Source organism: Nocardia rhizosphaerihabitans (assembly GCF_014646295.1).
Taxonomy (GTDB): Bacteria; Actinomycetota; Actinomycetes; order Mycobacteriales; family Mycobacteriaceae; genus Nocardia; species Nocardia rhizosphaerihabitans.
Genome location: NZ_BMNE01000013.1, coordinates 72,711 through 84,940, shown reverse-complemented (window position 1 = coordinate 84,940; position 12,230 = coordinate 72,711). Strand labels below are relative to the sequence as shown.

13 protein-coding genes are annotated in these 12,230 nt (G+C 64.2%); 2 read left to right on the top strand and 11 right to left on the bottom strand.

Going from position 1 to position 12,230, the window contains the following annotated elements; all coding sequences use genetic code 11:
* Nucleotides 1-16: 16 nt before the first annotated feature.
* From IEY60_RS33685 to IEY60_RS33645, 9 genes are read right to left on the bottom strand one after another with little or no spacing between them, the layout of a single operon-like run.
* Complete coding sequence (locus IEY60_RS33685) at nucleotides 17-1,546, bottom strand: aldehyde dehydrogenase (RefSeq protein WP_189034588.1); 1,530 nt, start codon at nucleotides 1,544-1,546, stop codon at nucleotides 17-19.
* 55 nt (nucleotides 1,547-1,601) lie between these two features.
* Nucleotides 1,602-2,846: a metal-dependent hydrolase family protein gene (locus IEY60_RS33680; RefSeq protein ID WP_189034587.1), complete on the bottom strand. Its 1,245-nt coding sequence runs from the start codon at nucleotides 2,844-2,846 to the stop codon at nucleotides 1,602-1,604.
* Complete coding sequence (locus tag IEY60_RS33675; RefSeq protein WP_373291802.1) at nucleotides 2,843-3,178, bottom strand: hypothetical protein; 336 nt, start codon at nucleotides 3,176-3,178, stop codon at nucleotides 2,843-2,845. Before IEY60_RS33675 ends, IEY60_RS33680 begins: the two co-directional genes overlap by 4 nt.
* Nucleotides 3,178-4,446, bottom strand: coding sequence for an aromatic ring-hydroxylating oxygenase subunit alpha (locus IEY60_RS33670; RefSeq protein WP_189034585.1), 1,269 nt, complete (start codon nucleotides 4,444-4,446; stop codon nucleotides 3,178-3,180). Before IEY60_RS33670 ends, IEY60_RS33675 begins: the two co-directional genes overlap by 1 nt.
* Nucleotides 4,447-4,456: 10 nt before the next feature.
* On the bottom strand, nucleotides 4,457-5,299 hold the full coding sequence (locus IEY60_RS33665) for a TauD/TfdA dioxygenase family protein (RefSeq protein WP_229740362.1): 843 nt from the start codon (nucleotides 5,297-5,299) through the stop codon (nucleotides 4,457-4,459).
* An 18-nt stretch (nucleotides 5,300-5,317) separates the two neighbouring features.
* Nucleotides 5,318-5,641, bottom strand: coding sequence for a hypothetical protein (locus tag IEY60_RS33660; protein ID WP_229740356.1), 324 nt, complete (start codon nucleotides 5,639-5,641; stop codon nucleotides 5,318-5,320).
* A gap of 8 nt (nucleotides 5,642-5,649) precedes the next feature.
* On the bottom strand, nucleotides 5,650-6,945 hold the full coding sequence (locus IEY60_RS33655) for an aromatic ring-hydroxylating oxygenase subunit alpha (protein WP_229740361.1): 1,296 nt from the start codon (nucleotides 6,943-6,945) through the stop codon (nucleotides 5,650-5,652).
* An 8-nt stretch (nucleotides 6,946-6,953) separates the two neighbouring features.
* A complete protein-coding gene (locus IEY60_RS33650) occupies nucleotides 6,954-7,541 on the bottom strand; it encodes a carboxymuconolactone decarboxylase family protein (RefSeq protein WP_189034582.1) in 588 nt (195 codons plus the stop codon).
* A complete protein-coding gene (locus IEY60_RS33645; RefSeq protein ID WP_189034581.1) occupies nucleotides 7,538-8,332 on the bottom strand; it encodes an SDR family NAD(P)-dependent oxidoreductase in 795 nt (264 codons plus the stop codon). Before IEY60_RS33645 ends, IEY60_RS33650 begins: the two co-directional genes overlap by 4 nt.
* Nucleotides 8,333-8,690: 358 nt before the next feature.
* Between IEY60_RS33645 and IEY60_RS33640 the strand changes: the two genes are divergently transcribed.
* Entirely contained in the window at nucleotides 8,691-9,287 is a 597-nt protein-coding gene (locus IEY60_RS33640; protein ID WP_229740354.1) for a TetR/AcrR family transcriptional regulator, read from the top strand.
* A gap of 248 nt (nucleotides 9,288-9,535) precedes the next feature.
* On the opposite strand, the gene IEY60_RS33635 is transcribed toward IEY60_RS33640, so the two are convergent.
* Nucleotides 9,536-10,138: a TetR/AcrR family transcriptional regulator gene (locus IEY60_RS33635; protein WP_189034580.1), complete on the bottom strand. Its 603-nt coding sequence runs from the start codon at nucleotides 10,136-10,138 to the stop codon at nucleotides 9,536-9,538.
* A 108-nt stretch (nucleotides 10,139-10,246) separates the two neighbouring features.
* Here IEY60_RS33635 and IEY60_RS33630 point away from each other — a divergent pair, with 108 nt between their 5' ends.
* A complete protein-coding gene (locus IEY60_RS33630) occupies nucleotides 10,247-11,848 on the top strand; it encodes an MFS transporter (protein WP_189034579.1) in 1,602 nt (533 codons plus the stop codon).
* Between the two features lie 102 nt (nucleotides 11,849-11,950).
* On the opposite strand, the gene IEY60_RS36635 is transcribed toward IEY60_RS33630, so the two are convergent.
* Nucleotides 11,951-12,229, bottom strand: a complete 279-nt coding sequence (locus IEY60_RS36635; RefSeq protein WP_373291801.1) for a DUF6531 domain-containing protein — start codon at nucleotides 12,227-12,229, stop codon at nucleotides 11,951-11,953.
* Between the last annotated feature and the right edge of the window lies 1 nt (nucleotide 12,230).

Sequence of the window (12,230 nt, the reverse complement as noted above, 5' to 3'; positions counted from 1 at the left end):
TCCCGACCTCGGTTGCTCATGAGCTGCGGATTTCCCTCGGTGGTCCCGCAGCGCGGGCAGCGCCGACGGTACCCTCTTGCGGCACTGCGGAATTCGCCGCTGCCGGGCGAATCGAGAGCGACACGGTGTCGAGATAGCCTGCGAGGCCCTCGGTGCCGAACTCGCGGCCGATGCCGCTGTTCTTGACTCCGCCGAACGGTGCGACGGGATCCATGCTGTAGGGCTCGTTGATACCGACGGTGCCCGCGCGCACGCGGCGGGCGATCGCCGTGGCGCGCTCGACGTCGGGTGACCACACCGAGCCCGAGAGCCCGTACTCGCTGTCGTTGGCGAGGTGGACCGCGTGTTCGTCGTCGGCATAGGCGATCACGCCGAGAACGGGACCGAAGATCTCTTCCTGCGCTATCCGCATGGAGTTGTCCACGTCGGCGAACAGAGTGGGCCGGACGTACCAGCCACGCTCGATGCCCGCCGGGAGGTCGGTGCCGCCGACGAGCAGGCGGGCTCCTTCGCGCTGTCCCAGGTCGATATAGTCCCGGACCCGCTGCTGCTGACGGCGTGAGACCATCGGGCCGATGCGCGTCGCGGGATCGAACGGGTCTCCGACAATGAGGTTTTCGATCACACTCACCAGCGCGTCGACGAACTCGTGTCGGCGGCGCTGGGGGACCAGCACCCGGGTCTGGGCGACGCACGCCTGTCCGCCGTTCATCAGCCCCGCGATCATCATGCCGGTGGCGACGGCGTCGGGATCGGCGTCGTCGAGAACCACCGCAGCGGATTTGCCGCCGAGTTCGAGGCTGACCCTGCGCAGTGCCGAACCGCAGACCTCGGCCACCTGCCTGCCCGCCACGGTGGAGCCGGTGAACGAGACCTTGTCCACGCCCGGGTGCGAGACCAGGTACCGGCCGACCTCGCGTCCACCCGGCAGAATGCTGACCACTCCGGGCGGCAACCCGACCTGCTCCAGCAGCTCTGCCATGTGATGCGCGTCCAATGGCGTCTCCGGAGAAGGCTTGAGTACCACCGTGCATCCGGCGAGCAGCGCGGGAATCAGCTTCCCCACGATCAGGAACATCGGCATGTTCCAGGGAATGATCGCGGCCACGACTCCGACGGGTTCGTGGCCGACGACGACGTCACCCCCGAGGAATCCGTCTCTGGTCTCCTGCCAGCGGTAACCGGCGGCGGTTTCGGCGAAAGCGCGCATCATGACGCCGGGCAGTTTGGCATGCGCCGAGCGAGAGAAGGTTATCGGCGCACCCATTTCGGTGGTGATCAGTTGTGCGAGTTCGTCTTCTCGTGCGCTGTAGCACTCGGCCAGTTCGCGAACGATCGCCACCCGCGCCTGCGGATCCGTGCGAGGCCACGGCCCCGCGTCGAATGCCCTGCGCGCGGCCGCGACCGCGCGATCGACATCGGCAGGTGCCGGGTCGGCGACCCGCGCGACGAGTTGCTCGGTGTGCGGCGAAATGACCTCGATCGTTTCGCTGGTGGCGGGGTCGACCCATTGCCCGCCGATATAGAGCTGATGACGTGGCGACATTGCTACCTCGGATCTGATTCGCGCATTCGGACTGCGGGCGAACGGGTTTCGCTGACTACGGTTGCTTGTGGACGCGACCGTCTTTCATCACGAACCGCACGTCCTCGATGGTCGTGATGTCGACGGTGGGGTCGCCGGGTACGGCGACGATGTCGGCCAGCAGCCCGGGTGCCAGGCGCCCGCGATCGTCGACGCCGATCAGTTCGGCGCTGGTGATGGTGGCCGCCCGCAACGCCTGTGCGGGTGTCATCCCGCGGTCGACCAGCGCCCACAGTTCTTTCGCGTTCTGCCCGTGCGGAACCGCGGGCGCGTCGGTGCCACAGGCGATCTTGACCCCGGCCGCGATCGCCTTGCGTAGCGTTTCCCGCGCTCTGGGAAAGACCTCGGCAGCCTTCTTCTGCAGTGCTGGTGCGGCTTTGGACATGTCCAAACCTTCGGAGAGATAGCTGGTCGGCACCAGATAGGTGCCGCGCTCGACCATCAGCGCGATGGTGTCGTCCTCGGCCAGCGAGCCATGTTCGATGCAGTCGACGCCGGCGCGGATGCAGGCGCGAATTCCGGCGTCGCCGTGGGCGTGTGCGGCGACGGGCACACCGGCGCGATGAGCCTCGTCGACGATCGCGGCCAGCTCGTCATCGGAGTACTGCTGCGCACCGGCGACTGTGCCGTGTGACATCACCCCGCCCGATGCCGAGACCTTGATGACCTCGGCGCCGTATTTGATCTGGTATCGCACACATTCGCGGACCTGTGGCACCCCGTTGGCGCGGCCTTCTTCCATCGTGATCGGCATGATGTGCGGGGCGAGGCGCTGGAACATCGTCGGGTCTAGATGGCCGCCGGTGGGAGTGATCGCGTGCCCGGCCGCGACGATACGCGGACCTTCGAGCCAACCCTGCTCGATGGCGCGGTGCAGGTCCACATCGAGAAGATAGCCACCGGTTTTCACCATCAGACCGAGATTGCGGACGGTGGTGAAACCAGCGTGCAGGGTCGTCCGGGCGTTCACCGAAGCCCGCAATGTTCGGTACACCGGGTCGTCCTGCACACCGTGCATCGGATTCGGCAGCCCTGAGGGATTGTCGGGGCCCCCGATGAGCAGGTTGACCTCCATATCCATCAACCCGGGCAGCAGCGTGAGCGAACCCAGATCGATGACCTGCGCGCCCGCGGGTACCTCGACCGGATCGATCGCGGCGATCCGGTTGCCCTCGACGACGATCACCGCCGGCGTGTGTCGCTGCCCGGTCTCGACCTCGACCCAGGCAGCGGCGCGCAGCACGACGACCTGCCCGGTCATAGGCCCGGCTCGATCACGCAGGTCAGCGATGCCGACCCGGTATCGGGAATGCGTGGCTGACTCCATACTTCGACCGGAAAAGAGACCTGAATCATCGAATACAGCAGATACATCAGGTTTTTCGCGTCGTCGGGCATATCGTCGATCGTGAACTTGTCGCAGTAGGCGAGCGCGTCTTCGGCGCGCGGGGCTATCGCGTCGTAGAACCGCTGCATCTCGGTCATCGTCGAACCAAGGCGCCGGTCGTAGCGCTCGGTTTCGGTGGATAGGCACCACACCGAGGCGAACTGCTCGAGATCGGCGAATTCGTCAGGGAGCAGAGTTGCACTCATCACTTGGCCTCCGTGCGCTCGCGCTGATAATCGCCGACCCAGTCCGCCGCGACCTTGTGCAGGTGCCGCAGCAGGATCTCCTGATCGTTGAGTTGGAACGTGGTGACGGCCCGGGATTCGAGCATGATCTGTGTCGCCTCTAGCGTCGAAGAATCCTGCAGTCCATACTCTTTGAAGGTGACCGCGGCCATCTCGTGCGCGACGCGGTCGCGCGGGGAGCGCGCGGGCGTGAAGTAGAGATTGCCTTCGAATATGTGGGTGTTGTGCGAGGTCGGCCAGTACTGATAGGTCAGGTACCAGCCGCCGGACCAGATCAGAATGCTGAAGTTCGGCCACAGCTGGAACGAATCCAGGCCCCACGGGTCGCAGCCTGCCGGATTGAGCCCGGCCGGCATGGGCCCGAGATCCGGTACATCCCATGGACCGAACAGTCCACTGCGGGTGATGTCTTCCATCGGCTTGCGCATGGTGGGATCGAGCTCCCAGGTGACAACGCCAGAGGTACTGACAAGCCGGTGTGGCCCGTCGAGTTGGTAGTGCGGCGCCTCGAACCCGGCCTGCTGGGCGGCAACGGAGAAGTTGTCCGGAGTCTGCTTCCCGTGCAGGATCGGCGCGTGATAGAACTCCTGGAACGCGTCCATGTAGAGCTTCCAGTTGGCACCGACTTCGGCCCGGTAGGAATAGCGCTCGGTGAGCTTGTCGAAGGGGTATCCCTCCAAGCCGGTTACCATCGGGCCGAGGAACTCTCGCAGTGTCTGACGCGGTTCGGCGGCCAGGTTGACGAAGATGAATCCCGACCAGACTTCGCAATGCACGCGCGCGAGCCCCAGGGTTTCCTTGTCGAGGTCGAAGAACTCGCTTTCCTGCTGTACGAAGGCCAGTGAGCCGTTGAGTCCGTACCGCCAGCCGTGGTACTTGCAGGTGAACTGGCGACACGTTCCTGCGGTTTCCTCGCGCGGGAATTCGTTCCACACCAGCTTGTTTCCGCGGTGCCTGCAGATGTTGTGGAAGGCGTTCACGCTGCCGTCGCGGTCGCGGACCACGATGAGCGAGGTGTGCGCGGCGTGGATCTCCTTGGTGAAGTAGCTGCCGGTGCGCGGCAGTTGTTCGATGCGACCGACATTGAGCCAGGCTCGCTTGAAGATGGCGTCGCGTTCGAGTGCGAAGAACTCCGGGGAGATCGAGTCTTCGTAGGACATCGGTGCGGTGCCGAGTTCGGGGTAGTGCTGTGTCCAGCTACCCTCGGCCGGCTTGGGCCAACGAGGCATGGGTGTTCTCCTATTCGATCGGTTCTTCACCGAGCACGGTGGTGCGCAACATCTCTCGCGGGGAACCGGCCGGATATGGCGCGGCGCGATGGATGACGCCGCGGTTGTCCCAGATCACGGTGTCGCCGACAGCCCAGGTGTGTCGATAGACGCGGTCGGGCGCGGTGCAGCGGCGCAGCAGACCATCGAGCAGCTCCCTGCTTTCCGCCGCGGGAATACCGACAACATGGTCGGTCGACGCTCCGAGCACCAGCGATCGACGTCCGGATTTGTGAGTCCAGATCAGCGGATGTTCCTTGCTCGGCCGCCGTCGCCACGCCGCGAGTTGCTCCGGTGTCGGATCCGGGGTGACCCCGCGTTGGGATGCCTCGAGTGAATGCACCACCCGCAAGGGCGCGAGTTGCCGCTGTTCCGTGGCGCTCAAGTCATCGAAAGCCTTGTAGGTGCTGGCGAATTCGGTTTCACCACCGCTGGTGGCAACGGCCTTGGCGGTGAGCACGGTCGCCATCTGGGGGTAGGCGTCGTCCTCCGGTGTGCAGCCGTCGATATGCCAGTCGAAGGTGGCGCGCAGGTAGCTCGCCGACGAGTTCTTGGCTGTGTCGAGGCTGACCCGGTAGATCCCCTCGGTCGGATGATGGCCCGGTGAGGTGTCGACCTGTCCGAGTGTGCGGCAGAACGCTACCTGGGTTTCCGGGTCCAATTGCAGGTCGCGAAAAACCAGCACGCCGTTGGCTTCGAGAGCGGCCATCACGGTCTCGGCCACGGTGTCATCAGCGAGCAACTGCTCGCGTGTCATGCCGATGACCTCGGCTCCGACAGCGTCGCCGATCTTCTCGATCGTAATCGTCATGATGGGTGTTTCCTTTGTGTATTACGGCCAGGGCTGTGCGACGCGTTCGAGCTCGGCATCGGCGCTGTCGACGGGCTTGGGCTGCTGGAAGATCTCGACTGCCATAGCGACCATCACCAGCGAATACACCAGGTGCAGTAGGTGTATCGCATCCTCGGGAAGTTCCTCCAGCGGAAATTTGTCGCAATAGGCGAGTGCGTCCTCGACGCGGGGGAAACACGCGTTGTAGAAGGTGATCAGCTCCTGCATGGAACTGTTCAGACGCCGGGCATAGCGCTCGGATTCGGTGGACAGGCACCAAGTTTCGGCGAACCGTTCGAGATCGGCGAACGCAGGCGGCAGCATGGTCTGTGTCATCTCGCACCGGTCCCGGCGAGATCGTGACGGTACTCATCGACCCAGTCGGCGACGGCCTTGTGGAAATGGCGCACCAGTATTTCCTGATCATTGACCGGGAAATGTGACAGACCGGCGGTCCGGTAGGCGGACTCGAGTGCGGTTTGCGTGCCGGTGAGCATGCCCGCGTCCTGGAGCGCGAATTCCTTGAATACCACCGAGGCCACTTCGTGCTCGACCCGTTCGCGGACCGTGCGCGCCGGCTGGAAGCACAGCATTCCTTCGAACCGGTGGGTGTTGTAGGAAGTCGGCCAATACCGGTACAACAGATACCAGCCGCGGTAAATGAGGATCTCGATATTGGGAAAGATCTGGAAGTTGTCGATGCCCCATGGTTCGACTCGGCCCGGATTCAGCCCCTTGGGAACCTCGCCGATATCCGGTGATTCCCATGGCCCCACCAGGCCGCTGCGGGTGAGCCGTTCGATCGGGTACATGAACTCCGGAGGCATCGTCCAGCGTCGCGCACCGCCGGTCGACACCAGCCGATGCGGGCCGTCGAGCTGGAAATGCGCGCATTCGAAACCCTTGCCCGGGGTGCGCACCGCGCTCGGCACCTGTTGCGTGTGGAGGGCGGGGACGTGGTAATACTCCTGGAACGCGTCGGCGAACAGCTTCCAGTTGCTCTGATTGTCGGCCGTGAATTCGTACCACTCGGTCATCTTGTCGAACGGGTAGCCGTCCAGATCGGTGATCATGGGGCCGAGGAATTCCCGTAATGTCTGCCTCGGCACGGCATCGAGGTTGACGAAGATGAATCCGGCCCACACCTCGCAATGCACCGGCGCAAGACCCAAGTCCGACTTGTCGAGATCGAAGAATTCACTTTCCTGCTGAACGAACGCCAGCGAACCGTCGATCCCGTAGCGCCAGCCGTGGTATTTGCAGGTGAATTGACGACATATTCCCGAGGTCTCTTCCTTGGGAAACTCGTTCCAGACGAGTTTGTTACCGCGGTGGCGACACACATTGTGGAACGCGTTGATGCTACCGTCGCGATCACGCACAACGATGATCGACGCGCGTGCGACGTCGATTTCCTTGGTGAAATAGCTGCCGGTGCGTGGTACTTGCTCGATCCGCCCCACATTGAGCCACGCGCGTTTGAAGATCGCCTCGCGCTCTAGTTCGAAGAATTCCGGGGAGACCGAATCCTCGAACGACATCATCGAGGTTCCCAGCTCGGGATAGTGCTGGGTCCAACTTCCCTCGGCAGGCCGCGGCCACTGGTGTGGGGTGGCCGGTGCGTTCACTGGCTCGATCACGGTCGTTCCTCCGATTCCGGGTCCGGTTGCAGGGCAACACTGTTGAGTACCATCGCCAGGCACAGGTAGGAGCCGGCGACGAAGAGCAGCTCGAGCAGCTGCCGCTTGTCGAAATGGCGTTCTAGTTGGGCCCACGTGGTGTCGTCGACGCGATGCTGATCCAGCAGCTGGTCGGTCATGGCCATCAGCGATCGCTGCATGAGCGACCACACCGGGGCCTGCGGCCCGCGCCGGACCGCCTCGACCTGCTCGTCGGTGACGCCGAGCCCCTTGGCTATCCGAACATGTTGTGCCCATTCGTAATCCGACCTGCTACGCCAGGCCACCCGTAGGATCACCAGCTCGCGATCGCGCGGGTCGAGCAGCGGGCGGTCCAGCAGCAGACCGTTGTAGGCAAGCCACGCACCTGCCAGTTCGGTGTGGTGGGCGAGTACACCGAGGATGCCCGGCATCGCCGGTGCGCCGGGCGCGCCGGACAGGTACCGATCGGCGGTTTTCACATGCCCGCGCAGCATCGCCCGTGTTTGTTCGTCCCACTCGTGCACCGGCAACGGTGCTAGGCGAGGACCGACGGATTCGGTCATATCACCGATCCGCCGTTCACGCCGAGCACCTGTCCGGTGATATAGCCCGCCTGCTCCGAACACAGGAACGCGCACGCGGCGGCGATGTCTTCACCGGTACCCAGATGCCCGACGGGGATCGCCTTGGCCATGACAGCGCTGTCGGGCAGGTGCCCGGCCGCCTGCGACCGGCGCGACATGGGTGTATCAATACCTGAGGGCGGAATCGTGTTGACCGTGATTCCCGCGGCCGCGTATTCACGTGCCAGCGCTTTGGTCATCGCCAGGACCGCGCCTTTGGACGCGGTGTAGTGCACCATGCCGGGCGAGCCGCGCTGCGCGCTGGACGACGAGATCGTCACGATCCGACCCCATCCAGCGGCGAGCATATCCGGGACAACAGCCTGCGCACAGTGGAAAACCCCGTCCAGATTCACCGCGACCACCCGGTTCCACGCCTCCGGCGTGATGTCGGTGAACGGCGCGAAATCAACCAACCCCGCACTGGTGACCAGGATTTCGATCGCACCGAACTCGACGCGAACCTTGCGCACGGCCTCGCGAACTGCGTCTCGGTCGGTGACATCGACCGCACAGGCCATCGCTGTCGCCCCGTCTGCTCGCAAGTGTTCGGCTGCTCGCTGAGCGGCGGTGCCGTTGATATCCAGGACCGCGACCCGATGACCGGCTTCGGCGAGTGCCGCGCAGATCGACAGCCCCATACCGGACGCTCCACCGGTGACGACCGCAACCCTCGGCGGTGTCGACCGACCATGTGCCGGTTCGGATTTTGCGGTAGCTGTGTCGTTCATTTCGGTACTCCTCTACTCGTCGATCCCCGCCGCTGGGAGAGGGGTCCCGCTGTCGTCAGCGCGGTGGACGCGCTTGATTCGGGGGAGGGGTTGGTCGCCGTGGGCATACCTTCTGCCGGCCTTGGATGACCGTTCGAGGCCTGCTCGGAGGCCTTAAGCGACTGCTCAAATTGAGCGAGTGATTAAGATATACGTGACGGCGCTCACGGCTGTCAAGAGTCGATTCGCGAACCGGCCCTTGCAGACGATGAACGACTCCGCGTGGACGTAAACTGTTGAACTCCACCATCGCCGGGCGCCCGACAGACGACCCACGCCGCAGGCCTCGCGCCTGCCGCCCAACAGAAAGGTCTCCCGTGTGAAGCCCGAGCGCAGCGCCGACACTGAGGACTCCAGCACCCGATCCGCGCTACTCGACGCGGCCGAGCACATCATGTTGGAAGAGGGCTACGCGGCTGTCAGCTCCCGGCGGCTCGGCACCCGTGCCGAGGTCAACCCCGCGCTGGTCTACTACTACTTCGGCAATATGGACAACTTGTTCGTCGAACTGTTCCGTCGAGGCGCCGACCGCAGCTACGAACGTCAGCTGCTGGCGTTGGAATCCGCCCAGCCACTGTGGGCGCTGTGGGAAGCCATCCACGACCAGTCGCATACAGCCCTGACGATGGAATTCGTCGCGCTGGCAAACCACCGAAAAGCGATTCGCGCCGAAATTTCAGATTCCTCCCGGCGATTCCGCACGCTGCAACTCGAGGCCGTGACCAAAGTGCTCGCCGAATACGGCAACCACGCCGTCGGCTACACCCCCGGCGCCCTCGTGCTACTCATGTCGAGCGTGTCCCGCTTCCTGCGCATGGAAGAAGCCTTCGATGTCGACACCGGCCATGCCGACGTGATCGACCTCATCGAGTCCTTCCTCCGCGAAGTCGAAGGCGAACGGCGTCCGGCAATATAGTGGTTGACGTAAGCCCACCCCGCGAAATGCTTGGTGTAGACGCACTTCTCGTCGCGGAGTAGAAGGGGAGGGCATCGCCCAGCCGGGCAGCGATCGGCTGATCGATACTCTCGCCGTCGACGGCGCACCCGCCGAAGTGGCGGCCGGATTGATGGAGCATTTGGATGCGGGTGCCGACCATGTCGCGATCCAGGCGTTGAACGAGGACCACCTCGAGGCACTACGCGCGCTGGCCGCGGTACTGCCGTTCACTCGGTGAAGTTTGGGCGTGCCGTGAGGAAGTCGTCGACGATGCGGGCACAATCGCGTGGAGTCGACGCCGGCAAGCCGATGAGCTTTGCGAAAACGAGCGGACCGACCAATTGCGACAAAACGAAGAAGGTATCGAATTCGCCCAGTTGCCGACGGGCCTGCGGCGTATCGAGCACCTGGTCGAACGGCACCCGGTACTGGTCGATGATGCGCTGGCGGAGCGAGGTGATGGCAGGGTTGTCGTTGTTGCGATCCGACCCGGTCGCCAGCCACGCCAATGTCGACACCTGCAGTGGCATGTCTCGTATCGCGTCGGCCTGTCGCTCCAGCAATGTGATCAGGCGGTCTCGCAGCGGGCCTTCCGGCGGAGTCTCCAGCACTGGTGGCAGCAAACGTTCGATGGTGGCCGCCCGTAGTTGCATCGCATTGTCGAAATGCCGGTACAAGGTGGTTCTGGCGACCTTCGACAATTTGGTGACGCCCTCGATGGTCACCGCCTCCAATCCACCGGCCTGTAACAGGGCAGCAGCGGCATCGAGTAGGCGGGCACGCGAGCGTGCCCTGCGTGGGTCGACCTCGACGTCGTCAGTTCCGCTCATGTAGCCCAGTATTCCTCCGTCCGGGCGCGTCATCCCATCGACCTATCTCCTGCTGCGCAGTTGTGCTACAAGTTGTAGCGTAGCAATACTAACAGTATCGGAGACCCGATGGATCCCACCGAACGGGCGCGACTGTCCGCGGCCCAACGCTGGCTGCTCACACTGTCTTGTCTGGCGGTAATTCTCGTCACTGCCTCGATGGCCGCGCTGTACACGGCGCTACCGGAGATCGCGGCCGCCACGGGTGCTAGTCAGGCCGAACTCACCTGGATTGTCGACGGATACACCCTGGCACTGGCCTGCCTCGTCCTGCCTGCGGGTGCGATGGGCGACAGGTACGGCAGGCGCGTGGTCCTCATCGTGGGACTGTTGATCTTCTCGCTCGCTTCGGCGGCGCCGTTGATACTCGACACTCCGACCTGGCTGATCGCGGCGCGAGCCCTGACTGGAGTCGGTGCGGCGCTGGTAATGCCGTCCACGCTGTCACTGCTGACCGCTGGATTCCCGGAGGAACGGCGAGGCAGCGCGGTCGGACTGTGGGCCGGTGTCGCGGGCGTCGGCGCGATCCTCGGCATCCTCGGCTCGGGCATACTGATCGAAATTTGGTCCTGGGTTTCGATTTTCATCGGGATGGCCGTTGCGGGCGCGGTGCTGTCGGCGGCAGCTTTTACCGTGCCCGAATCGGTGGACACGTCCAGACCCGCGATGGACCCGCTCGGCGCGGTCACCAGCGCACTGGCAGTCGGTGCGATCGTGGTTGCGGCGATCGAAGTGCCCGCGCGTGGCTGGCTCGATCCGATAGTGATCGGCGCGACCGTGATCGGGCTCACCGTGGCTATCGCATTCGTCGTTATCGAAAAACGGGTCAGGCATCCGCTGATCGATATTCGACTCTTCGCCGACCGGGGCTTCGGTAGCGGCACTGCGATAGTCACGGTGCAGTTCCTGGTGACCTTCGGTTTGTTCATGCTGATCGTGCAATATTTTCAGCTGATTCTCGGCTACCGGCCACTGCTCTCTGCGCTGGCGCTTGCCCCGATGGGTATTCCGATGGTGGTGATCTCCGCGTTCGCACCCCGGCTGGCGGAACGGATCGGACTGCGAATCCCCACCTTTGCGGGATTGTTGGCGATCGGGGGCGGGCTGCTCATGATCGCGCAACTCGACGACCATACGTCCTATCTGAATCTGTTGGGCCCATTGCTGCTGATGAGCGCGGGGATCGGGTTGTGCACCGCGCCGGCCACAGCCGCGATAGTCGACGGCACCCCGGTGGAGAAGCACGGCGTCGCCGCGGCGGTCAACGACGCGGCCCGCGAAGTCGGTGCCGCGATCGGTATCGCGATCGCGGGCAGTGTGCTCGCGGCGGGATACGGTCAGCGCATCGCCCCCGCACTGCCCAACCTCCCCGAAGCCGCGCGCGAACCAGTCGGCGACTCACTCGCGGCGGCGCTTCAGATCGTGGAGCGCGCAGGTCCATCGGCGCAGCCGCTTGCCGATTTCGCGAAGTCCGCGTTCATTTACGGCTTGCACCAGTCCGCGACAGCTCTGGGCTGGCTGACCATCTGTGCGGCCGTACTCCTTGCCGCGTGGACGCCAGGCCGACGCCGCGTCGCCCTGCTCGTCGCCACGCGGGATTTCTCAGGCCAGAGGAAGTCGCCGGAAATGCCGGGAACTGAGCGGCACCACGGCACGTCCAACCAGGTATGAGCGCCGACGATCGCCGAGCACTGCTCGAGCCGGGCACGATCCTGACGACTGGCGCGTGCAGCGCTTTCGTCACCACCAGTGTATTGACCGACGAACGGCGGGTTAGTCGACTCGCATGGTGCAGAGAAGTTCGAGAGCCAGGCGGAGGATGCCAGGCAGGTCGAGGTCGGTGACCGGGAGCAGGAATTCGCCGGTCGCTATAGTGACCGGATCGCCACCCTCGCATGTCTGGTCGCGGGTCGCTCCATCGCTTTCGGGGCTCGGGCGATCAGAGGGAGCGTCATCTGCGCCGTCCGAAGACAGACGCAGCACTACTCGCAACGACGATCGTGACAACGGTGGCGCGAATCCGCTTCGCGGCGAATTCCGCGCCGTAGGCATA